The sequence below is a fragment of the Devosia sp. FJ2-5-3 genome, assembly GCF_029201545.1.
In the GTDB taxonomy this organism is placed as follows: Bacteria; Pseudomonadota; Alphaproteobacteria; order Rhizobiales; family Devosiaceae; genus Devosia.
The window spans coordinates 3,668,584-3,689,866 of record NZ_CP104007.1 but is presented as its reverse complement, the minus strand read 5'-3'; the positions used below and the strand labels follow the sequence as shown (position 1 = coordinate 3,689,866).

Sequence of the window (21,283 nt, the reverse complement as noted above, 5' to 3'; positions counted from 1 at the left end):
CTAGTCCCGGCGCTCGGTCTGGTCGGCTTCGTTGAGCATGGCCTCGATGAGGTCGCGCAGCTTCTTGTTGGTTTCGCCCTGCTCGTTGATATAGCGCCGGAGATCGTCCTGCTCGGTGCGGATATGCTTGACCAGCCCGTCAATGCCGCGGGCCAGTTCGGCCATGGCGCGAATGGCGTTCTGGGAAGAATTCTGGCTCTGCATGGTGGCGCCGATGCTGTCGATCATGGCCTGCATGTCGGGCCCCCCGGCATTGGCCTGCATGGCGGAAACCGGATGGTCGAGCTCGGTCATCGAAGTCATCCAGTCTTCGAGATCGGTATAGAAGGCGTTCTGAGCCTGGCTGGTCTGCAGATCGAGAAAGCCCAGCACCAGCGAGCCCGCAAGGCCGAAGAGGGACGACGAGAACGCCGTGCCCATGCCACCCAGGGGCGCTGCCAGCCCCTCCTTGAGATTGGCGAACAGCGAGCCGCTGTCGCTCGAGGTGACGTCGAGGGCATTGATCACCCCGGCGACGGAACTAACCGTTTCGAGCAGGCCGTAAAACGTGCCCATGAGCCCGAGGAACACCAGCAGCCCCGTAAGATAGCGCGACGTATCCTTGGCCTCGTCGAGGCGATTGCCCACGGAATCGAGAATGGAGCGCATGGAGGAGGGGGTGATGATCGCTTCCCCGATGCGCTCGCGCAAAAGCCCGGCAACGGGGGCCAGCAACACCGGTGGACGCACCTGCGCCACGTCGCCATCCTGAAGCGAATTGACCCATTTCACTTCCGGGAAAAGCCGGAAGATCTGCCGGAAACTGAGGAAGATGCCCACGAACAGGGCAAAGAAGATCATCGAGTTGATGAACGGGTTTGCCCAGAAGAAGGTGGTGATCTGGGTGAACAGGATCGCGGCGACCAGCGCGACCAGCACCAGGAAGATCACGATCTTGACGAGGTAGACCGTCGGACTGGCCAGATGATAGGGATCGTAACCTTGCGACATCGTGCCTTTGCCCTGTCCCGCCTAACGCAAATCAACCGCCTCAGACACTAGAGGCGGCTGATAGTCGTGACAATGGAAAAGCTTAACGACTGCCGGGGCGTCCCTGCATCCGACCGCGCTGAGCGCCTATTGGACGGACTTCAGCGACTTCATCAGCGCGCCGTGCAGGATTTCGTTGCCGGCAACGATCTGGCCGTTCCAGATGGAGCCGGGCTGACCAGCATAATCGGTCACGAGGCCACCGGCTTCCTTGACCATCAGATAGCCCGGTGCCACGTCCCAGGGCTTGAGGCCGGCTTCCCACAGGCCATCGAAGCGGCCGGCTGCAAGCCAGGCCATGTCGACCGAGATCGATCCCGAGCGGCGGATGCCGGCCACGGCGGGATTGATATGGGCGAGCTGGCGCAATTGCAGCCCGTCATTGGACGTGCCCTGGGTCTTGATGCCGGTGGAAATCACCGCATCCGACAGGTGACGGCGCGCCGCGACGCGCAGGCGCTTGCGGTCGGCCAGCCAGGCGCCACCGCCCTTTTCGGCCGTGTAGAGCTCGTCCGTGATCGGGTTGTAGATCACCGAGGCAACGATGTCGTCGCCGCGCTGCAGGGCAATCGCGACTGCGAAAAGCGGAATGCCGTGCAGGAAATTGGTGGTGCCGTCGAGCGGATCGATGATCCAGGTGTGCTGGCCATCGGTACCGGTCACTTCCCCGCCCTCTTCCATCAGGAAGGAATAGGTGGGGCGCGCCTTGCGCAGTTCGTCGAACACGATCTGCTCGGCCTTGATGTCGGCCTTCGACACGAAATCGGCCGGGCCTTTTCGCGATACCTGGAGGTTCTCCACCTCGTTGAAATCGCGAGACAGCGATTTGCCGGCCTTGAAGGCGGCATTGACCATGACGGTGAGGAGGGCGGAACGCGCCATTATGTTGTGCTCGCTTGGCTCATGCAGCTTGTGGTGCGCCGCCGGGACAATGCCCCGCCGCAGCGCCGGATGGACCCGAAAGTCCTGCCGCTGATTGAAAGTGTGGCGGGCTTATTGCCTGAGAACGCGCGCCCATTCAAGGGTCTTGGGTCTCCGCTTCGCCCTCCGGGGGCGTCTCGAGGGTCTCCGGCAGGTTTTCGAGGGGGCTTTCGTCCAGTTCAGCTGGTGCCGCTTCCGGCGCTGCAGCCGCGGGACTGACTGCCTGGCTTGGCGCGTTTTCAGGGTCCGTCGGCGCCGGCAGCAGCGGGCCGATGATCTCGGGCCGCGAGGCCGCTGGCGTGGCTGTCTGGGCGCTTAGCGGCGTTTCCGGCCAGAAGCGGGCCCGCTCTTCGGCCCGGGCCAGCGCAGCCGGCGGAATGGAGACCAGCAGCCGGTCGAGCGAGGGATCGTTCAGCCCCTGCCGCCGCGCCAGGGCGCGCCACATGGCCGCGGTCTCAAGGTCGAGAATCGTACCCTCTCCGACGGCAACCAGCTTGGCCAGCCGGTTCTGGGCCACGGGATTGCCCGCTTCGGCGGCGCGTTGATACCAGGAGACCGCAGCCTCGATATCGCGTTCGATGCCCTGGCCGAGATAGAGCAGGGTGGCATAGTCAATCTGCGCGGCTACCAGTCCGCCTTCGGCCGCCAGCCCGATATAGCGCGCGCCTTCTTCGGTATTGGGGGCGACGCCCGCCCCCTCGATCAGCATCGAGCCGTAATCGTAGAGCGCTTCCGGCAGCTCCGCGTCGGCCGCCTCCCGCATCAGCCGGGCGGCTGTGGTCAGGCTGGGCTCGGCATAGACGCCTTCGACATGGAGCAGGGCCATATTGTATTTTGCCGGCGGATAGCCGGCCGCTGATGCCTTGGCGAAGAGCTCGGCGGCGCGCTTGCGGTCTTTTTCAACGCCAACGCCATCCTGATAGAGCAGGCCCAGCTCGAAAGTCGCCAGCATGTCGCCATTGCCGGCTGCGAGCTGATACCAGCCCGCGGCGCGCTCGAGATTTTGCGCCACGCCCAGGCCCTTGGCATAGAGTTCGGCGATCAGCGTCTGGGCCGCCGCGTCGCCCTGTTCCGCCCGGGGCAGGGCCAGCTCCAGCGCCGTCAGGAAATAGCCGCGCTGGAACGCGCCAAAGGCATAGTCGACATTTTCGGGCGTGCCGAAGACGGCATTGCTGATCTGTTCGGCATCGCTGGTCTGCGCCGCCGCCGGCTGCAGCAGGCAGAGGCAGGCCAGGGCGATCAGGCTGGCGCGCCGCGTCATGCGCTTTCCCGTGCTGCAGCGGCAAGCGCCGCCAGCGCCGCCGCCGGATCGGCCGCCGACCAGACGCTGTCGGACAGCGCAATGAACTCCGCCCCAGTAGCCGCAAGCTGGCCGGGCTGTGCCGAGGGATCGGAATGCACGGCGGGAATTTCGAAGGTTTCCGCCCACCATTGGGCGAACTCGTCCGCCTGGCCGTCCGGCGCGCCGCCAAGGGGGCCGAAGAACAGATAGTCGACATCAAGCTCGCCAAAGCTCATCGCATCGTGGCGGGACTGCACGGCGCCTGCGCCCACAATGCCGTCAGGCTTGAGGCTGTCAACTGCAGCGCGGATGGCCTTTGTTCCGCCCGCGCCAATGTGGACGCCATCGGCACCGACACGGCGGCTGAGCTCCACATCATCCTCGACCAATACTGCGGCGCCGGCCGCCTGGCCGATCTGCACCACACGCTCGGAGAGCCGGGCATAGTCTTCCGCGCCCAGCGTGCCGCGCTGCACGAGGATGGCTGCGACTTCCGGACCGGCCAGCACGGCCATCAAACGGCGCGGAAACTCCACAAGGTCCGGATCGGCGGGGGTAATGAGATAAATTTGGGGAGCCATGAAAAACCCGACTTGCGACGCTGCAATTCCCTAGTCTGGCATTGGGGCAGAAAGGGGACCTTTTCTCCAATAGGGCAAGGGCACCATGCTGGCAATGGAAGCCCGATTGCATGCGCGGGGACCATGCAAGGGATGTTGACGCAATAAAAAACGCGCCCCGAGAGGAGCGCGTCTTTCGCGTGCGATGGTGCCGACAATCAGGCGGCGCGATCGACCTCGTTGCTCCACTCGCCGAGCGCGGCCAGCGAGTTCATCCTGGCGCGATGGGTAAAGGCGGCCTGTGCTGCCGGGAAGTTCTCGCGGCGACCGGCCCAGGTGCGCAGCGCGACGTTCTGCAAGGCGCGGCCATAGGAGAAGGTCAGCGGCCAGGGCTTGTTGGAAATCCGGTTCATGGCCGAAAGATGGGCCGTGGCTTCCTCGTCCGTCTGCCCGCCCGAAAGGAAGGCAATGCCCGGAACGGCGGCGGGAACATGCTCTTTGAGCACTTCCACCGTGCGGCGGGCGACGTCCTCGACGCTGGGCCGCTCGCGAGAATTGATGCCCGGCAGCACCATATTGGGCTTGAGCAGCATGCCGGCGAGATCGACGCCGGCAAGGCGGAGTTCCTTGAAGACGTTCTCGAGCACGTCCCCGGTCACCTGGGCGCAGCGTTCCATCGAATGGTTGCCCGGCTCGCCATCGCCCACCACTTCCGGCTCGACGATCGGCACGATGCCGGCTTCCTGGCACAGCATGGCGTAGCGTGCGAGAGAATGGGCATTGGCGCGGATATTGTTGCGGGTGGGGGCGATGTCATTGATGGTGATCACGGCGCGCCACTTGGCAAAGCCGGCGCCCAGATGAGCGTATTGCTCGAGGCGCTGGCGCAGGCCGTCGAGGCCCTCGGTGATTTTCTCGCCGGTATCGCCGGGCATGGGGAAGGCGCCGCGGTCGACCTTGATGCCCGGAATGCAGTCCGCATCGGCCAGCATGGCGCGGAACGGCGTGCCGTCGGCGGCCTCCTGCTTGAGGGTCTCCTCGGTCAGGATGACGCCCGAGATGTAGTTGCGCATCGCATCGCTGGAGCGGAACAGCATCTCGCGATAGTCGCGGCGCAGATCGAGCGAATTGGGCAGGTTGATCTTGGCAAAACGCTTGGCGATGGTTCCTTCGGATTCGTCGGCGGCCAGAATGCCCCTGCCGGTTTCCATCAGCTTCTGGGCAATGGAATTAAGCGATTTTGTCATGGTATCCCTCATAAGAACCGTGACCCTAGACTTAGACTTTCGTTAGCGCGCTTTCGATTAGACGTCCGGATATGCGACGAAAGACTTACCTTGTATGGTAGATTGCTTGGGAACCTTTGCGGCCCGACTTGGCTCTCTTGCGCTTCCATCGTAAAGTGGCGATCCATCCCGGTGCCACGCACCATTTTCCGCACCACAGTCCAGGATAAACCGATGAGCACGCAACCGCACGTGACCTTCAATGACGGCCGTACCATCCCGCAGATCGGGTTGGGCGTCTGGCAGACCCCCAACGATGTCGCGGTTACCGCGGTCGAGGCGGCTCTGGGTGCTGGCTACCGCCATATCGATACGGCGGCCGTCTATCAGAATGAGGAGGGGGTCGGTGAGGGGATCCGCGCCTCGGGCGTGGCGCGCGCCGACATCTTTCTCACCACCAAGGTCTGGAACGACGATCAGGGCTTTGAGTCCACCCTGCGCGCCATGGATGCCAGCCTCAAGCGGCTCGGCACCGACTATGTCGACCTCTACCTCATCCACTGGCCCTCGGCCTTCCGCGGAAAATATGTGGAAACCTGGAAGGCGCTGGTCCGCCTGCGCGAAGAGGGCAAGGCGCGCTCCATCGGCGTGTCCAATTTCGAAGGGGACTATATCGAACAGATCATCGCGGCCACCGGCGTCACCCCGGCCCTCAACCAGATCCAGCTGCACCCTCGCTTTCAGCAGAAGACCATGCGCGCCAAGCACGAAAGGCTCGGCATTCTGACGGAAAGCTGGAGCCCGCTGGGGCAGGGCAAGCTGCTCGAACACCCCGTTCTTGCCGCCATCGCCGCCCGACATGGCAAGAGCGTGGCGCAGATCATCATCCGCTGGCATCTCGACAGCGGCCTTGTGGTCATCCCCAAATCGGTCACCCCAAGCCGCATCGTCGAAAATTTCGATGTCTTCGATTTCACGCTGACCGATCAGGACAAGGCTGAAATCACCGGCCTCGACGCCAGTGATGGCCGCCTCGGCTCCGACCCGGTGACTGCGAAGTTCTGATCCCGGGGCGGCGGGCTTGCCTCGCCCAACAAAAAAGAGCCCCACCCCTTGAGGGGAGGGGCTCTTGATGACCCAGCAGGAAAATTTGGGGAGCAACCCCCAAAATAATCCCGAAACTATTTCTTGAGCGCTTCGACGCCGGGCAGGGGCTTGCCTTCCATCCATTCAAGGAAGGCGCCGCCGGCGGTCGAGACATAGGTCAGCCCATCCTTGACCCCGGCATGGGCCAGCGCCCCCACCGTGTCGCCGCCGCCCGCCACCGAGACCAGATGCCCATCATGCGTCCGCTTGGCGACATGCTTGGCGATCGCCACGGTGCCGGCGTCGAATGGCTCCATTTCGAAGGCGCCAACCGGTCCGTTCCAGACCACGGTGTGGGCGTCGTCAATGGCGCCGGTGATGCGCTCGACCGAGGACGGTCCGATATCGAGGATCATGCCATCGGGGTCGATGGCGTCCACGCCATAGAGCCGGGTCGGCGAATTGGCCTTGAAATGCCAGGAGACCACTGCGTCGATCGGCAGGATGATGGCGCAATTGGATTTCTCCGCCTTGTCCATGATCCGGCGGGCCGTATCGGCGAGATCCTTCTCGGCCAGCGATTTGCCGACGCCATAGCCCATGGCATGCAGGAAGGTATTGGCCATGCCCCCGCCGATGACGAGGCCATCGACCTTGGTCACGAGGTTTTCGAGCAGATCGATCTTGGACGAGACCTTGGCGCCCCCGACAATGGCGACGACGGGCTTTTTCGGCTTGCCGAGGCCCGCTTCCAGCGCCTTGAGTTCGGCTTCCATGGCAAGGCCGGCCGCTGCCGGTAACAGGTGCGCCAGCGCCTCGGTCGAGGCATGCGCGCGGTGCGCGGCCGAGAAGGCGTCATTGACATAGATATCGCCGAGGCTAGCCATGCGCTTGGCCAATTCGACATCATTGGCCTCTTCGCCGGGATGGAAACGAGTGTTTTCCATCACCAGAACCGAGCCGGGGGGCGCATCTTCGATCGCCTGTCGGGCCTGGCTCACATCGACCCAGTCAGTGGCCACGAAGCCGACGGGGTGGCCGGTTTCATCGGCGACGGCGGCGCAGACCTGCTCGAGCGAGAATTCGGCGTCGACCTTCCCCTTGGGGCGGCCGAAATGGCTGAGCAGAACGACCTTGGCGTCGTGCTTGACGATGGCGCGGATGGTGGGCACGAGCCGCTCGATGCGCGTCGCATCGGTCACCTTGCCGTCAGCCATCGGTACGTTGAGATCGGCCCTTAGCAGCACGACCTTGTTGGTGAGATCGAGTTCATCGAGGGTCTTGAAACTGTCGCTCATCGGTCCTGCCTCCGGTCATTCTTCCGCCGTGGGGTAGCAGAGTGGCACGATGGGTGGAAGCAGGGGAGCGAAAAATCTGCAGCATGCACTCAGGGCAGGGCGTCAATTCCCGGCTTTCCGCCATGACAGCAATGAGATGGACATCCGGTCTAGAACAAGGCGACGGGTTTGCTCGCGCGGTAGAAGATCGTCTGCAGCGGCATGATTGCAGGGCCGGAGCCGAATTCGGCCTGCAACAGGGCCAAAAGCTTGGCCTGCATCGCCTCCGGGCTCGGCCCATTACGGGCCCGGATCTGGTCGATGAGCGGATTGCCGAAAATGAGTCCGCGCGAAAATGGCTCGAGATCATCGACGATCTTGTCCAGCGTCACGACGCTGATCCGCAGATCGGCAAAGCCTGCATCGAGCACCATTGCCTTGAGCGGGTCGATTGCAGCGCAGGAAAACGGCACCGCATAAAAGGCCGGCGGATCCACCGGGAACGTTTCCCGCACCAGGCCATCCACAATCCGCGCGAAGCCATTGTAGCGATGGGCGTCCCAGACGCTGAAATGGTAGTGTCCGCCCGGCTTCAGCACACGCAGCGCCTCGCCAAACGAGTGCAATTTGTCTGGAAAGAACATCAGGCCGAACTGGCAGATGATCGCATCGAATGTTCCGTCGTCGAACGGCAAGTTCTGAGCGTCCGCTGTCTGCAACGTCACCTGCCTGTCCAGTCCCGGCTTGGAGCGGGCAATTTCGAGCATGGGCGGGTTGAGATCGGTGGCGATGATGCGCGTCGCCTCGGGCAGCCTGCGCCGCAGCGCCTGGGTTACGATCCCGGTTCCGGCCGCAGTTTCGAGGACGATCTCGGGGGAAGTCGCGGCGACGCGTTCGGCCATCTGCTCGGCAAAATCGGCAAAGATCACCGGCCCGAGCCCGCGATCATAGAGCTCGGGAATACTGCCGACAAAAGCTGCGCTATTCCTGTCCACGGCCGTCCTCCAGTCAGAGGCGGATGATTGCCTCTCGATGATACGCCCTCGGCCCCTCCACCGCGAGCCCCATCGCCCTCCCCAGCGCAGATGTGATCCGGCGCATAATCCAAAGCACATTGAGGCGCGGCTCGATCCGACACGCCGAACGGACACGCCAATGCACCGCCCGGAGGTCTTCCCGACCCGTCGGAAAGCCCCGACGCGATGCGAGCCGACGGGCTGCAAAAACCCTCGGAATGCCCACAGCGCCGTCAAACGGACACGATCCCTCAAGGATCGAATGTCTCAACGATATCAAGGGGAAAACTGGTGCTGCCGGACAGGATTGAACTGTCGGCCTCTCCCTTACCAAGGGAGTGCTCTACCACTGAGCTACGGCAGCATCTGATTGGCGCCGGGGTGTTCCCTCTCAGCGACAGGCGCCCTAGTGCCATAGGGTTTATCTCGACGCAAGAGGAAAAAACGCCTATCAACAGCGCCTGTGAATCACTGATAGCCAGGAAGGCGATGAGCAAGTCGACCGAAGCCAATGTCCGCGAGCAAAGATTAGCCGCAAAGCTTCGCGAGAACCTCAAGCGTCGCAAGGATCAGGCTCGGGCGCGCGCTGCCCGGGATGATGCTCCGGCCCCTGAAACGGACGCGGTCAAGAAACCGTAAACCATTTTCAGGCGAACTGAGACGTCACATATTCGCACGAGCGCGGCTGGTCTGGCTTACGTGGCACAGAAGACCTCGCCTACCTCCCCCACAGGTAGAAGGCCCTGACAGGCCGGTTCAGAGGAACCATTTTATGGATCGTATACGTTTGGTCGGCGGCAATGCGCTTAACGGCGACATTACCATTTCGGGGGCCAAGAACGCCGCCCTTCCGCTGATGATTGCTTCGCTTTTGACCGATGAGCCGCTCGTGCTCACCAATGTGCCGCGCCTCGCCGACGTCAAGCAGCTCGAGCGCATTCTCGAAAATCATGGCGTCGATATCGCCGTTCATGGTCGCCGCCGTGGCGAATCGGAGGGCGTGGGCCAGCGCATGACCTTCCATGCCGCTGACATCGTCGATACAACCGCGCCCTATGAGCTGGTCTCCAAGATGCGCGCGAGCTTCTGGGTCATCGGCCCGCTGCTCGCCCGCTGCCACGAGGCCCGCGTCTCCTTGCCCGGCGGCTGCGCCATCGGCACGCGCCCCGTCGATCTCTTCCTTTTTGGTCTCAAGGCGCTTGGGGCCGAGATCGATATCGACGAGGGCTACGTCGTTGCCCGCGCCCCCAAGGGCGGGCTCGTCGGCACCCATATCGTCTTCCCCAAAGTGTCGGTAGGTGCCACCCACACCATTCTGATGGCCGCAACGCTGGCCCGGGGCACGACAACAATCGAAAATGCCGCCCAGGAACCGGAAATCACCAATGTCGCCGAGTGCCTCGTGGCCATGGGTGCCAAGATTTCCGGCATCGGCACGCGCACGCTCACCATTGAGGGTGTCGAAAAGCTGCATGGCGCGACGGTCGAAGTCATCCCCGACCGCATCGAAACCGGCACCTTCGCCATGGCGGCGGCCATGACAGGGGGCGATGTGCTGCTGCGCGGCGCGCGGCCCGAGCATCTCCAGTCGGCGCTCGATATCCTGACCCAGACCGGGGTCGAACTCACCACCGAAGCCGAGGGCCTGCGCGTGCGTCGCAATGGCAATGGCATCCTGCCGGTTGATGTGGAAACCGATCCTTTCCCGGGCTTCCCGACCGATCTGCAGGCCCAGTTCATGGCGCTGATGACCATGAGCTCGGGCACCAGCCAGATTCGCGAAACCATCTTCGAGAACCGCTACATGCATGTGGCCGAACTCGCCCGCTTCGGGGCCGATATTTCGGTTGATGGCCAATTGGCCACCATCACCGGCAAGTCCCAGCTCAAGGGCGCCCAGGTCATGGCAACCGATCTGCGCGCCTCGGTGTCGCTGGTCATTGCCGGCCTCGCGGCCAAGGGCGAGACCATCGTCAACCGCATCTATCACCTCGATCGCGGCTTTGAGCGGCTGGAAGACAAGCTCTCCCGCTGCGGCGCCGAAATCGAACGCCTTGCAGGCTGACAGACGTAAAAATCGCTCCGGTGGAGCGATTTTAGTCTGTCAGGCCCGGAGAGCTATGCTCGCAGGGCGGGGCTCTTGGCCCCACATGCACCGCGTTGCCCTCGGGCTTGACCCGAGGGCCACTTTCCACGCACGCGCTGCCGGTTTTGGTCATCAAGCTCAACTCTGCTGCATCCCCGCGCGATAGAGGGAAGCGACCCTCCGCCCCTCGCCATTGCCCGACCTCTCCTGAACTTGTAGATTTGCCCGGCCATGACCAGATAAGGGTCAGAACCATTTCCAGGGCCCCTACATGACCGACCTAAAGCTCCTCGCGCTCGATGAAGAAGACCTCGCCGTCATCTCTGCCCATGTGCAGGATGCCGTGGTGCGGGCCGTCGACATGGGCTATGCGCGCCGCGACCGGCGGTTTGCCCTCCTGATGAATCGCTACGACTGGACCAGCAGCGCCCCGCGCAGCAAGGGCCTGCGCAAACGGGCGGGTCTGCATTTCGATCGGGTCAATCACGTAGCCTATGCCGGTTTCGATCCCGGCGCTCCTGAAGGCGTGCTCGAGCTGCTGGCCATTACCTTCACCCCTGCGGCTGATGGTGTTTCGGGCAGTGTGGAGCTGACTTTTGCCGGTGGCGGCACGGTTCGTCTCCAGGTCGAATGTCTCGAAGCCCGCCTTGGCGATCTCGGCGCCGCCTGGGCCGCCAGCGCAAAACCCGCCCACGCGCTGGATTGATGTTTTGGGATTTTGAGATTTTGAAGGAACAGAGACCGAGTCATCCCCGCGAAAGCGGGGATTTTCGTTACCTGACACCTCATTTGTAAACAGAGGTTCCCGCTTTCGCGGGAATGACATCTTGCAATTGGGATAGTGCATTGAACCTCCGGCCGGCTCCTCCCCCTTGACGGGGGAGGTTGGGGGGGTGTTTCGCACGCTCCTTATCCAGTCCTTGAGCTCCGAACCGCGTGCCCAAGCCCCACAATCGTGCCGCCCATCCCCCACCCCATCCCTCCCCACAAAGGGGGAGGGAGCCTGTCTGGTGGTCAGCCACAAATCTCGCCCCAACCCCGATGCGGCTCCTCCCCCTCGACGGGTGAGGTTGGGAGGGGGTGCTTCGCACGCTCCTTATCCAGTCCTTGAGCTCCGAATCGTGCCCAAGCCCCACAATCGTGCCGCCCATCCCCCCACCCCATCCCTCCCCGCAAAGGGGAGGGAGCCTGTCTGGTGGTCAGGCACAAATCTCCCCCCCAACCCCAATGCGGCTCCTCCCCCTTGACGGGGGAGGTTGGGAGGGGGGCTTCTCACGCTCCTTATCCAGTCCTCGAGCTCCGAACCGCGTGGCCAATAACCACAATCGTGCCGCCCATTCCCCCCACCCCATCCCTCCCCGCAAAGGGGAGGGAGCCTGTCTGGTGGCCAGGCACAAATCTCCCCTCAACCCCAATGCGGCTCCTCCCCTCGACGGGTGAGGTTGGGAGGGGGTGCGCCCCAGGCCCTGCACTTGGCATTTTCTCCTCACTCAAAGAAAAATCCAAAACCCCAAAAACCTTGCGATCCCGGTCCCCCTGGGGATAGATCGGCGCATCACATCTGTCCGTCCCGGAGCCCCAATGCCTCTTCGCCTCGATAGCGCCGCGCCTGAATTTGAAGTCCGCTTTGTCGAACTGCTCGCAGGCAAGCGCGAATCGTCCCAGGAAGTCGGCGACACGGTTGCCGCCATCATCGCCGATGTGCGGGCCCGGGGTGACGATGCGGTGGTCGAGCTGACCAACAAGTTCGACCGCGCCAATGTCACGGCCGAGACACTGCGCTTTACCCAGGATGAGATCGACGCGGCCGCCGCCAGCGTTTCCCCCGAAGTCCGCGAAGCCCTGCAATTCGCCCATGACCGGATCAAGGCCCACCACCAAAAGCAGAAGCCGGAAGACCACATCTATACCGATGCCCTCGGGGTGACCCTCGGCACGCGCTGGACCGCGGTGGACGCCGTTGGCCTCTATGTGCCGGGCGGGCTTGCCTCCTACCCCTCCTCGGTGCTGATGAACGCCGTTCCGGCCCGCGTCGCCGGTGTCGCGCGCATCGCCATGGTGGTGCCGACACCCAATGGCCAATTGGCCTCTGCCATCCTCGCCGCCGCAAAGATCGCCGGCATCACCGAAATCTATCGTGTCGGCGGTGCCCAGGCCGTGGCCGCGCTCGCCTATGGCACGAACAGCATTGCCCGCGTCGACAAGATCGTCGGCCCCGGCAATGCCTATGTCGCTACCGCCAAGCGCCAGGTGTTCGGCCAGGTGGGCATCGACATGATCGCCGGCCCCTCCGAAGTGCTGGTCATCGCCGATGGCTCTGCCAATCCCGCCTGGGTCGCGGCCGATCTCATCGCCCAGGCCGAGCACGGGGCAGGGGCCCAGTCCATTCTCGTCACCACCGAACCCGCCCTGGCCGAAGCCGTGGAAGCCGAGGTCGATCGCCAGCTGGCGCTGCTGCCGAAAGAAGAGATCGCGCGCGAAGGCTGGGAAGAGTTCGGCGCCATCATCACGGTCGCTTCGCTCGATGAAGCCGTCACCCTCGCCAATCGCATTGCTTCCGAACATGTCGAACTGGCGGTGGATGATCCGCAGGCGCTGGTGCCAAGGATCCGCCATGCCGGCGCGCTCTTTTTGGGCCATCACACGCCCGAGGCCATTGGCGATTATGTCGGCGGCTCCAACCACGTCCTGCCCACGGCGCGCTCCGCCCGCTTTGCCTCGGGGCTCGGCGTGCTCGATTTCGTCAAGCGCACCTCAATCCTCGGTTGCGATCCCTCCTCCTTGGCGGCGCTCGCCGATGCGGCGGTCACCATCGCCGAAATCGAGGCGCTGGACGGCCATGGCCGCTCCATTTCCATCCGGCTCAACCATTGAGTATTTCCATGGGGACAGAAACGGCAGTGACCGACCAGGACAGGCTGGTCACGGTCACGCTTGACCCCAATACCATCACCTCGATCAATCCCGACGAGGTGCATGAGTGGCGCATCGCCATCTATGATCTCCTGGAGGACAATTCCTTCAAGCCGGCGCGCGTGGCGGCCAAGGGGCCCTATGCGCTGCACGTCTCGATCATCGGCAATTTCATCGTGCTCGACGTGCGCGACCCGGAAACCTTCAATCCCATCGCCGCGCATTATCTGTCGCTGACCCCGTTCCGGCGCCTGATCCGCGATTATTTCCGCATCCGCGACGCCTATTACGAGGCCATCCGCTCGGCTCAGCCCTTCCAGATCGAAACCGTCGACATGGCGCGGCGCGGCCTTCACAACGAGGCTGCCGAACTCCTGCGCACGCGCCTCACCAACAAGATCATCATCGATCTCGCCACTGCGCGGCGTTTGTTTACCCTCATCTGCGCGGTCCAGCCCTATGCCAGCCGAATCGATGAGGCGACGAGCGAGCTCCCCAGCGTGCTGTTCGTCTGTTCGATGAATTCGGTGCGCTCCCCCATTGCGGCTGCATTGGCGCGCCAGGCCTTTCCCGGCCGTATCATCGCCCGCTCCGTCGGCGTCAATGGCGGCAAGGCCGATCAGTTCGTCCATGAGGTCATGGAAGAAATCGGCATTGATATGAGCGTCCATACCCCCCATATTCTCGATGAACTTGTCGCCAACCGGTTTGATCTGGTCATAACCCTGTCCGAGGACGCCCCCGAGGCGGTCCAACGCAAGGGATTGGAAGCCGGTGCGGTCGAAAGGTGGAGCGTTCCTGACCCATCTCTGGTAGAGGGCAGCAGGGACGTCGTTTTGTCGGCTTATCGCGATCTGCGTGACACCTTGCGGCGTCGCGTGCGCGATCGTTTGGAACCTTTGGTTTCCGGTGGTTCACAAAGCGCCTGAATTGCAGTAGGTTCCGCCAAATTTTTGGCTCCGGCCGGGCTCGTTTATGCCTGCACGGGGTCTTCCCAGGAGAAAGTATGGCCAAAGAAGAAGTGCTCGAATTCCCGGGCGTGGTCACCGAATTGCTTCCCAACGCGACCTTCCGGGTCAAGCTTGAGAACGAACACGAGATCATCGCTCACACTGCCGGTCGCATGCGCAAGAACCGCATCCGCGTTCTCGCCGGCGACAAGGTCCTGTGCGAAATGACCCCTTACGACCTGACCAAGGGTCGCATCACCTATCGCTTCAAGTGATCGCGACCACCTCGCGGTGGGCAAGACGATCCATGGGATCGTTTTGAGCGACGAACGCCCTGAGCCATGCGCAGGGCCCAACTCCTCCCGGAGCACGATGCAATGGCTAGCCGTCCGGATCTGATCCTGGCATCCGCCTCGCCCCGCCGTTTGGCGCTCCTCAACCAGATCGGTATCGAGCCAGAGCACCTTGTGCCTGCCCATGTCGACGAGACCCCGGAAAAGGGCGAATTGCCGCGCAAGCTGGCCATACGCCTTTCCGAACTCAAGGCATTGACGGCCCAGCACAAGGCGCGGGTGGCCGGCTTCGGCAACAATGCCTTGGTCCTCGGCGCCGATACTGTCGTTGCCGTCGGCCGGCGCATCCTGCCCAAGGCCGAGACCATGGAGGAGGCAACCGATTGCCTGCGCCTGCTCTCGGGCCGGGCGCACCGCGTCTATACCGGTGTGACCCTGCTCACCCCCTCGGGGGCCAAGCGCCAGCGCGTCGTCGAAACGCGCCTCAGGTTCAAGCGCCTCTCCACCCGTGAAATGGAAGCCTATCTCGCCAGCGCCGAATGGCGCGACAAGGCCGGGGGCTACGCCATCCAGGGCATTGCCGGCTCGTTCGTCGTCAAGCTCTCCGGCTCCTATTCTGCCGTTGTCGGCCTGCCCCTCAACGAAACCACCCAGCTTCTCGCCGGGGAGGGCTATCCCGTCTATTTTAACTGGCTCAACCAGTCGAACCTGACAGGCGTCTGATGACCGAGGCTCCCACCCGCAAATGCCCGATCTGCGGCAAGCCTGCCGTGGAGAAATATCGGCCCTTCTGCTCCAAGCGCTGCGCCGATGTCGATCTCAATCGCTGGCTCACCGGCTCCTATGTCATCCCGGCCCGGGATGATGAGCCTCTGCCCGATGCGGAGGGCGACGAATAGTCCGGAAAAGCGGGCTTTTGGCGCTGTCGGACTGATCGCGCCAAACCATCTTTTCCACATCGCGTTTTCGCGCTTGCGCAGGCAAAAACGATCTCCTATAAGGCCCGTGGCTCGCAGCAAACCGCTGCAAAAGCCGAATGCCCGAGTAGCTCAGTTGGTAGAGCAGCGGATTGAAAATCCGCGTGTCACTGGTTCGATTCCGGTCTCGGGCACCACTTTTCCCCCTTCAATTTGTTATCCTTCCTGCCGGCGCGGCTGGACCATATGCCCCGTTCGCTATAGAACAAATGAAGAACGCTCTGCGGTCTGATTCCGTCGCGATTGCGCGCACCCATGCTGACAGGGAGTGGCGCGCCGATTGCCTATGGGGGTGCCAAAGGTTGGGCCATGGCTGTCAGGAAGATCATACATGTCGATATGGACGCTTTTTACGCGTCCGTTGAGCAGCGCGACAATCCCGCGCTTCGCGGCAAGCCGGTGGCGGTCGGGCATGGCGCGCGGCGCGGCGTCGTGGCCGCGGCCAGCTACGAGGCCCGGACATTCGGCGTCCGCTCGGCAATGCCCTCCGTCACCGCCATGCGCAAATGCCCCGAGCTGATCTTCGTGCCGCCCCGATTCGACGTCTACAGGTCCGTCTCGGTTCAGATTCACCAGATTTTCGCCGAGCACACTGATCTGATCGAGCCGCTCTCGCTCGACGAGGCCTATCTCGACGTTACTGAAAACAAGCAGGACATTGCCCTCGCAACCGACATCGCCAACGCGATTCGGGCCCGCATCCTGGCGGTGACGGGCCTCAATTCGTCCGCCGGCATCAGCTACAACAAATTCCTCGCCAAGATGGCGTCGGGCCATCGCAAGCCGAACAATTTCTTCGTCATCCCACCGGGGCGGGGCGAGGCCTTCGTCGCCGCCCTGCCGATCGAAAAATTCCATGGCGTGGGTCCGGCCACGGCCGCGAAAATGCACGCACTGGGCATTGCCTGCGGCGCCGATCTGGCAGCGCTGGGCATGGAGCAATTGGTCCAGATGTTCGGCAGTTCGGCACGCTATTGGTACAATCTGTGCCGGGGCATTGACGAGCGCGAGGTCAAGCCGCATCGCGAGCGCAAGTCGGTGGGCGCCGAAGATACGTTTCGCGAGGACATATCAAGCCTCGACGATGCGCGTGCCATGACCCGGCCGCTGATCGACAAGGTCTGGGATTCCTGCACCAGGCGCCAGCTCAGCGGCCGAACTGCAACTCTGAAGATAAAATTCGCCGATTTCGAGCAGATCACCCGCTCGAGAAGCGTCTCCACCCTGATCGCGTCGCGCGCCGAGCTCGAAGCCCTTGTCGACGACCTGCTCGCCCGGGAGTTCCCGCCGATCAAGCCGGTGCGCCTGCTGGGGGTTACCCTCTCGAACTTTGTCCAGCGCGCCGAGCCAACGGAAGCCCAGATCGAACTGGCCCTGTAGCGACCGCAGGGCAGGGCGCGCCAATAGTCAGGATTGCGGGACGAAGAGCCGGTCGCGCGAACCCTTCAAATGGTCGCGCATCAGCTCGCGCGCCTTCTCGGGCTGGGAATTCTCGATGGCCCCGAGGATATCGGTGTGTTCGACCAGCACGCGCGCCAGCCCGTCCTTGGTGCTGCGCAGCGACAGGCCGTGCAGCCGCATGCCCACCGCGATATGCTCTTCGAGCGCCTGCATGGCGGTGACGAAATAGGGGTTGCCCGAGGCCTGCGCGATGGCGAGGTGAAACATGAAATCGGCGTCGGCGCGGTGGGCCTGGCGGTTGGTGGCGTCTCGCAACAGGGAAAGCGCGGTCTGGATTTTCTGGATCGCCGCCGGCGTCCGCCGCAAGGCTGCCATGGCCGCGCCTTCCGGCTCGATGGTCAGGCGGAAATCGTAGCAATGCTGCAGATCGGACAGATTTTCCATCTGCCCGAAGCCCAGGGGCTCGCGAATACCCTGTTCCCTGACGAAGCTGCCGGCGCCGCGGCGCGAATAGATAAGGCCCTGGTCGCGCAGGCGCTGCAGCGCGTCGCGCACGACGGGGCGGGATACCTGGAACTCGGCGGCCAGCGCGTGCTCGGTGGGCAGGCGCTCATCGACGCCATAGGCGCCGGATTTGATCGCCCGCGAAATGCGCTCGAACACCGTATCGGCAAGGATGCGGCGTCCGGTCAAGCTATCCGACATGGTGGTCAACTGCGCTCCTGGAGGAGAGGTAAGGGGCAAAGAGGCGAGTTAGCGTGTCCACGGGGCCAAAACCGCCCGATTTGGTCACAACAGTCAAGTCACCCGCGCGGCAAAGCGGCAGGCCCGGCAGCGCTTCCCCGAGAAGCTCCACCATGGTGATGCCCAGCCGGTCGAGAATGATCTGGGCAGTTGCGCCACCCGACAGTACCAGCAGCGATCCCGGCGGTGGCGCGAGACGCGACAGCGTTTCGGCCAGCGCATGCGCCACCGATTTGCCGTCGATTTGCTCGGCCCCCTCAGTGGCCCGGATAATGGTGAGATTGGCCTCCCCCGCTGGCGGCTCGCCCCGCCCATTGGGCGCAGGCACATAGGCGATGGCGGGATCGCTGGCACGCAAATTCTCCAGCTGCGCCCCGGTAATCGGGTCGGTCGAACCTATAACGCAATAGGCGCGCCCGGATGGCAGGACGAGGCTGGGCGCCGGCGCCTCGGGCGCCATCGCCTCGGCCAGTGCCCGGGCGAGGCCGCGCGCACCGACCAATAGGTCACAGGGCTGGGCGAGCGCGCGAGAAATATCCTCGGCGCTGGAGATGTCGGGAATGACCGCGTGTCCGGCGTGGCGACCGAGGCGGTTCGCAATGTCGATGGGCGTCTCCACGCCGAAGCCGCCGAGTTGGCCATTGCGCATCCAGCGGCCGAATTCGGGAATGGCCGGGACGACGAGACTGTGCGCATGCGGAATGGCGTCGAGTTCGGCCTCGATATTGCCCTTGAGACGGGAATCCACCTTCTTGAACAGCGCTGTGCCGGCCGGGATACGGGCGAGAACGGCCTTTACCGCGCGATGGGCGAGGGCGGGTTCCACCTCGCGGCTGTCGGTAGACACGCTGACAATGCGGGCCCCGCTGGCGAGGCACTCTGGCAGGGCATGGGCATTGAGGGCGACGCAGGTGGCGATCCCACGCATGGCAAAGGGCGCCGCTGCGTCGAGCGCGCCCGTCAGATCATCGGCGATGATGATGCGCTCAACCATGGGCAAATGCCGCGCGCCTTTGCGCCTGGATGTCCGGATCGGGGTCGAGATTGGCGGCGAGCAGGCGCTGGGTATAGGGGTGTTCGGGGGCGGCGAAGATCTTGCCGGTGGGGCCGCGCTCGACGATCTCGCCCGATTTCATGACGATGACCGTGTCGGCGAAATCGCGCACCACACCCAGATCATGGGCGATGAACAGGAACGATATGCCGAGGCGCCGGCGCAAATCGTCGAGCAGCGCGATCACCTGGGCCTGGATGGAGACGTCGAGCGCCGAAACCGCCTCGTCGCAGATGATCAGCTCGGGCTCGAGCGCCAGGGCCCGGGCAATGGCGATGCGCTGGCGCTGGCCGCCCGAGAACTGGTGCGGATAGCGGTCCGCATGCTCGGGCGACAGGCCGACCTGTTCGAGCAGGGCCAGGACCCGGTCGCGCCGCTGGCGCTTGTCCGGCATCAGCCTGTGTATGTCCCAACCCTCGGAAATAAGCTGGTAGACCGACATGCGCGGATTGAGCGATTGGGTCGGGTCCTGGAACACCATCTGGATCTCGCGGCGGCAGGCGAGCAGGTCGCGCGCGTTCATGCTTATGAGGTCCTTGCCCTTCCACAGGGCCTCGCCGCTATCGGCGATTTCGAGCCGCAGGAGCGTTCGCGCCAGGGTGGACTTGCCCGAGCCGCTTTCTCCCACGACGGCAAGGCTCTGCCCCCGGGCGAGCGTGAACGACACGTCCTTGAGAGCGGCGAACTTGCCATAGGTCTTGTGAAGGCCCTTTGCCTCGAGCAAGAGGGGCGCGCTGCCATCGAGCTGGCGGATGGCGCCCTTGCCGGGCGCTGCGGCGATGAGCTTCTTCGTATAGGCGTGTTGGGGCCGGTGATAGACCTCGTGCGCCGGCCCGGTCTCGACGATCTCGCCCTGGTTCATCACCACCACACGATCGGCAATTTCGGCGACGACCCCCAGATCGTGGGTGATCAGCACCATGGCCATGCCCGTTTCGCGCTGCAATTCCTTGAGCAGCGCCAGCACGTCGGCCTGGATGGTGACGTCGAGCGCGGTCGTCGGCTCATCGGCGATGAGAATGTCGGGCTTGAGCATCAGCGCCATGGCGATCATCAGCCGCTGGCGCTGGCCGCCGGAGAATTGGTGCGGATATTTATGCATCGCCTGCTCGGGCTCGGGAATGCCCACCCGATTGAGCAGTTCGAGCGCCCTTGTGCGGGCCGCATCGGCCGGACGACCATGGGCGGTCATCATCTCGACGATCTGCCAGCCCACGCTATAGACCGGGTTGAGATGGCCCAGCGGGTCCTGGAAGATCATGGCGATCTTCTTGCCGTTGAGCGCGCGGTGCTTTTCGTAGCTGATCTTGAGAAGGTCTTCGCCCTCGTAGAGGATCTCGCCGGAGACGATTTCCGCCGGCGGGATGTCGAGAAGGTTCATCACCGCATTGGCCGAAACGGACTTGCCCGAGCCGCTTTCCCCCAGGATGGCGAGGGTTTCCCCCCGCGCCACGTGCCACGAGACGTTCTTGACCGCATGCACGGTGCCGCGGGCGGTGTGAAAATCCACCGAGAGGTTTTTTACTGTCAGCAGCGGCTCAGACATTCTTCGTCCTCCGGGATTCGAGGCGCCAGCGCTGGTTGGGGTCGAGCGCGACGCGCATCCAGTTGGACAGGAGATTGAGCGAGAGCGCGGTGAGGACAATCATCATCCCCGGCCAGAAGGCCAGCCACCATGCCGTGGTGAGATAGGGCCTGCCCTGGCTGACCATCAGGCCCCAGGTGATATCGGGCGGCTGCACGCCGATGCCGAGGAATGACAGCGAGGATTCAGCCAGCATGACGAAGGCGAAATCCAGCGTCGCGATGGTGACCAGCGTCGGCGCGATCACCGGCAGGATGTGCCTGAGGATGATGCGCCGGTGCCGAGCCCCCATGACGATAGCCGCCTGCACGAACATGCGCTCGCGCACTTCGAGCACCTCCGCTCGGGTCGTGCGCAGATAGATCGGGATGCGGGTAATGGCCAGCACCAGCACCATGTTCTGTATGGAGGGTCCCAGCACATAAAGCACGACGACCGCGATCAGCAGCGAGGGGAACGACATGATCACGTCGGCGAGGCGCATGATGATCTGCGACACCGTCTTGCCCCTGTAGCCGGCGACGAGCCCGAGCCCCGCGCCGACGACGAGGGCCGAAAACACCGTGCCCGCGGCAATCAGGATCGTGCTGTGCGCGGCCACGACGAGGCGCGCCAGCATCGGCCGCCCGAGGGAATCGCCGCCCAGGAAGAAGACCCAGCCGCGCTCGAGGCTGAAGGGCGGGAAATTGCGGCCGCGCAAATTCTGCCGCGTCGCGAGCTCGCCCAGCAGCGCCGGGCCGAACAGCGCGAACAGCACGATCACCAGCAGGATCACGGCCGAGGCGAAGGCGAGCTTGTCGCGCCACAGCATGGAGAGCAGCGAAGGCCCGCGCGGGGCGGAATTGTCGTCCGGCTTGGCGAGAGTGAGGTCTGCCATCATCGC

21 protein-coding genes, 2 tRNA genes and 1 pseudogene are annotated in these 21,283 nt (G+C 63.7%); 12 read left to right on the top strand and 12 right to left on the bottom strand.

Annotated elements, in window-relative coordinates; all coding sequences use genetic code 11:
* From N0P34_RS17765 to N0P34_RS17745, 5 genes are all read right to left on the bottom strand, one after another.
* The gene (locus tag N0P34_RS17765) at positions 1-990 is read right to left on the bottom strand and encodes a flagellar motor protein MotA (protein WP_275604549.1); all 990 of its coding nucleotides are present in this window, start codon (positions 988-990) and stop codon (positions 1-3) included.
* Between the two features lie 126 nt (positions 991-1,116).
* Complete coding sequence (locus N0P34_RS17760; RefSeq protein WP_275604548.1) at positions 1,117-1,911, bottom strand: inositol monophosphatase family protein; 795 nt, start codon at positions 1,909-1,911, stop codon at positions 1,117-1,119.
* A gap of 136 nt (positions 1,912-2,047) precedes the next feature.
* Positions 2,048-3,211 carry a tetratricopeptide repeat protein gene (locus N0P34_RS17755; protein WP_275604547.1) on the bottom strand — a complete coding sequence of 388 codons (1,164 nt, stop codon included), beginning with the start codon at positions 3,209-3,211 and terminating at the stop codon, positions 2,048-2,050.
* Complete coding sequence (locus N0P34_RS17750; protein ID WP_275604546.1) at positions 3,208-3,813, bottom strand: thiamine phosphate synthase; 606 nt, start codon at positions 3,811-3,813, stop codon at positions 3,208-3,210. Before N0P34_RS17750 ends, N0P34_RS17755 begins: the two co-directional genes overlap by 4 nt.
* 197 nt (positions 3,814-4,010) lie before the next feature.
* Complete coding sequence (locus N0P34_RS17745) at positions 4,011-5,039, bottom strand: class I fructose-bisphosphate aldolase (protein WP_275604545.1); 1,029 nt, start codon at positions 5,037-5,039, stop codon at positions 4,011-4,013.
* Positions 5,040-5,252: 213 nt separating this feature from the next.
* Here N0P34_RS17745 and N0P34_RS17740 point away from each other — a divergent pair, with 213 nt between their 5' ends.
* Positions 5,253-6,083: an aldo/keto reductase gene (locus N0P34_RS17740; RefSeq protein WP_275604544.1), complete on the top strand. Its 831-nt coding sequence runs from the start codon at positions 5,253-5,255 to the stop codon at positions 6,081-6,083.
* 116 nt (positions 6,084-6,199) lie between these two features.
* Here the strand turns inward: N0P34_RS17740 and N0P34_RS17735 are convergent, their stop codons facing one another.
* From N0P34_RS17735 to N0P34_RS17725, 3 genes are all read right to left on the bottom strand, one after another.
* Positions 6,200-7,402 (bottom strand): phosphoglycerate kinase, encoded by a 1,203-nt coding sequence (locus tag N0P34_RS17735; protein WP_275604543.1) that lies wholly within the window; start codon positions 7,400-7,402, stop codon positions 6,200-6,202.
* A gap of 149 nt (positions 7,403-7,551) precedes the next feature.
* On the bottom strand, positions 7,552-8,376 hold the full coding sequence (locus N0P34_RS17730; protein WP_275604542.1) for a class I SAM-dependent methyltransferase: 825 nt from the start codon (positions 8,374-8,376) through the stop codon (positions 7,552-7,554).
* Positions 8,377-8,686: 310 nt separating this feature from the next.
* A tRNA-Thr gene (locus N0P34_RS17725) sits at positions 8,687-8,761 on the bottom strand.
* 125 nt (positions 8,762-8,886) lie between these two features.
* On the opposite strand from N0P34_RS17725, the gene N0P34_RS17720 reads away from it, so the two are divergent.
* The 11 genes and pseudogenes from N0P34_RS17720 to dinB all read left to right on the top strand — a co-directional run bounded on the left by N0P34_RS17720 (position 8,887) and on the right by dinB (position 16,996).
* A complete protein-coding gene (locus tag N0P34_RS17720) occupies positions 8,887-9,036 on the top strand; it encodes a hypothetical protein (protein ID WP_275604541.1) in 150 nt (49 codons plus the stop codon).
* A gap of 133 nt (positions 9,037-9,169) precedes the next feature.
* Positions 9,170-10,462, top strand: coding sequence for a UDP-N-acetylglucosamine 1-carboxyvinyltransferase (gene murA, locus N0P34_RS17715; RefSeq protein WP_275604540.1), 1,293 nt, complete (start codon positions 9,170-9,172; stop codon positions 10,460-10,462).
* A gap of 292 nt (positions 10,463-10,754) precedes the next feature.
* Positions 10,755-11,189 (top strand): DUF2948 family protein, encoded by a 435-nt coding sequence (locus N0P34_RS17710; RefSeq protein ID WP_275604539.1) that lies wholly within the window; start codon positions 10,755-10,757, stop codon positions 11,187-11,189.
* 875 nt (positions 11,190-12,064) lie between these two features.
* Positions 12,065-13,357, top strand: a complete 1,293-nt coding sequence (gene hisD, locus N0P34_RS17705; RefSeq protein ID WP_275604538.1) for a histidinol dehydrogenase — start codon at positions 12,065-12,067, stop codon at positions 13,355-13,357.
* Between the two features lie 8 nt (positions 13,358-13,365).
* Positions 13,366-13,839 (top strand): annotated as a pseudogene (locus N0P34_RS17700) (UPF0262 family protein); the annotation flags it as partial.
* Positions 13,840-13,896: 57 nt separating this feature from the next.
* Entirely contained in the window at positions 13,897-14,325 is a 429-nt protein-coding gene (locus tag N0P34_RS17695; protein ID WP_275607016.1) for a hypothetical protein, read from the top strand.
* 77 nt (positions 14,326-14,402) lie between these two features.
* Positions 14,403-14,621: a translation initiation factor IF-1 gene (gene infA, locus N0P34_RS17690; protein WP_035082742.1), complete on the top strand. Its 219-nt coding sequence runs from the start codon at positions 14,403-14,405 to the stop codon at positions 14,619-14,621.
* Between the two features lie 102 nt (positions 14,622-14,723).
* The gene (locus N0P34_RS17685) at positions 14,724-15,362 is read left to right on the top strand and encodes a Maf-like protein (protein WP_275604537.1); all 639 of its coding nucleotides are present in this window, start codon (positions 14,724-14,726) and stop codon (positions 15,360-15,362) included.
* Positions 15,362-15,538, top strand: coding sequence for a DNA gyrase inhibitor YacG (gene yacG, locus N0P34_RS17680; protein WP_275604536.1), 177 nt, complete (start codon positions 15,362-15,364; stop codon positions 15,536-15,538). The genes N0P34_RS17685 and yacG overlap by 1 nt, the downstream gene beginning before the upstream one ends.
* 139 nt (positions 15,539-15,677) lie before the next feature.
* A tRNA-Phe gene (locus tag N0P34_RS17675) sits at positions 15,678-15,753 on the top strand.
* Between the two features lie 172 nt (positions 15,754-15,925).
* Positions 15,926-16,996 (top strand): DNA polymerase IV, encoded by a 1,071-nt coding sequence (gene dinB, locus N0P34_RS17670; protein WP_275604535.1) that lies wholly within the window; start codon positions 15,926-15,928, stop codon positions 16,994-16,996.
* A gap of 27 nt (positions 16,997-17,023) precedes the next feature.
* On the opposite strand, the gene N0P34_RS17665 is transcribed toward dinB, so the two are convergent.
* The 4 genes from N0P34_RS17665 to N0P34_RS17650 are packed head-to-tail and all read right to left on the bottom strand — an operon-like array spanning position 17,024 to position 21,277.
* Entirely contained in the window at positions 17,024-17,722 is a 699-nt protein-coding gene (locus N0P34_RS17665; RefSeq protein ID WP_275607015.1) for a FadR/GntR family transcriptional regulator, read from the bottom strand.
* Positions 17,712-18,755, bottom strand: coding sequence for a four-carbon acid sugar kinase family protein (locus N0P34_RS17660; protein WP_275604534.1), 1,044 nt, complete (start codon positions 18,753-18,755; stop codon positions 17,712-17,714). Before N0P34_RS17660 ends, N0P34_RS17665 begins: the two co-directional genes overlap by 11 nt.
* Entirely contained in the window at positions 18,748-20,361 is a 1,614-nt protein-coding gene (locus tag N0P34_RS17655) for an ABC transporter ATP-binding protein (protein ID WP_275604533.1), read from the bottom strand. Before N0P34_RS17655 ends, N0P34_RS17660 begins: the two co-directional genes overlap by 8 nt.
* Positions 20,354-21,277, bottom strand: coding sequence for an ABC transporter permease (locus tag N0P34_RS17650; protein WP_275604532.1), 924 nt, complete (start codon positions 21,275-21,277; stop codon positions 20,354-20,356). The genes N0P34_RS17655 and N0P34_RS17650 overlap by 8 nt, the downstream gene beginning before the upstream one ends.
* Positions 21,278-21,283: the final 6 nt, after the last annotated feature.

Bases quoted from the DNA above. Each gene is read 5' to 3' on its own strand.
- N0P34_RS17765 (WP_275604549.1), bottom strand. From the start codon at position 990: ATGTCGCAAGGTTACGATCCCTATCATCTGGCCAGTCCGACGGTCTAC.
- N0P34_RS17760 (WP_275604548.1), bottom strand. From the start codon at position 1,911: ATGGCGCGTTCCGCCCTCCTCACCGTCATGGTCAATGCCGCCTTCAAG.
- N0P34_RS17755 (WP_275604547.1), bottom strand. From the start codon at position 3,211: ATGACGCGGCGCGCCAGCCTGATCGCCCTGGCCTGCCTCTGCCTGCTG.
- N0P34_RS17750 (WP_275604546.1), bottom strand. From the start codon at position 3,813: ATGGCTCCCCAAATTTATCTCATTACCCCCGCCGATCCGGACCTTGTG.
- N0P34_RS17745 (WP_275604545.1), bottom strand. From the start codon at position 5,039: ATGACAAAATCGCTTAATTCCATTGCCCAGAAGCTGATGGAAACCGGC.
- N0P34_RS17740 (WP_275604544.1), top strand. From the start codon at position 5,253: ATGAGCACGCAACCGCACGTGACCTTCAATGACGGCCGTACCATCCCG.
- N0P34_RS17735 (WP_275604543.1), bottom strand. From the start codon at position 7,402: ATGAGCGACAGTTTCAAGACCCTCGATGAACTCGATCTCACCAACAAG.
- N0P34_RS17720 (WP_275604541.1), top strand. From the start codon at position 8,887: ATGAGCAAGTCGACCGAAGCCAATGTCCGCGAGCAAAGATTAGCCGCA.
- murA (WP_275604540.1), top strand. From the start codon at position 9,170: ATGGATCGTATACGTTTGGTCGGCGGCAATGCGCTTAACGGCGACATT.
- N0P34_RS17710 (WP_275604539.1), top strand. From the start codon at position 10,755: ATGACCGACCTAAAGCTCCTCGCGCTCGATGAAGAAGACCTCGCCGTC.
- hisD (WP_275604538.1), top strand. From the start codon at position 12,065: ATGCCTCTTCGCCTCGATAGCGCCGCGCCTGAATTTGAAGTCCGCTTT.
- infA (WP_035082742.1), top strand. From the start codon at position 14,403: ATGGCCAAAGAAGAAGTGCTCGAATTCCCGGGCGTGGTCACCGAATTG.
- N0P34_RS17685 (WP_275604537.1), top strand. From the start codon at position 14,724: ATGGCTAGCCGTCCGGATCTGATCCTGGCATCCGCCTCGCCCCGCCGT.
- yacG (WP_275604536.1), top strand. From the start codon at position 15,362: ATGACCGAGGCTCCCACCCGCAAATGCCCGATCTGCGGCAAGCCTGCC.
- dinB (WP_275604535.1), top strand. From the start codon at position 15,926: ATGGCTGTCAGGAAGATCATACATGTCGATATGGACGCTTTTTACGCG.
- N0P34_RS17665 (WP_275607015.1), bottom strand. From the start codon at position 17,722: ATGTCGGATAGCTTGACCGGACGCCGCATCCTTGCCGATACGGTGTTC.
- N0P34_RS17660 (WP_275604534.1), bottom strand. From the start codon at position 18,755: ATGGTTGAGCGCATCATCATCGCCGATGATCTGACGGGCGCGCTCGAC.
- N0P34_RS17655 (WP_275604533.1), bottom strand. From the start codon at position 20,361: ATGTCTGAGCCGCTGCTGACAGTAAAAAACCTCTCGGTGGATTTTCAC.
- N0P34_RS17650 (WP_275604532.1), bottom strand. From the start codon at position 21,277: ATGGCAGACCTCACTCTCGCCAAGCCGGACGACAATTCCGCCCCGCGC.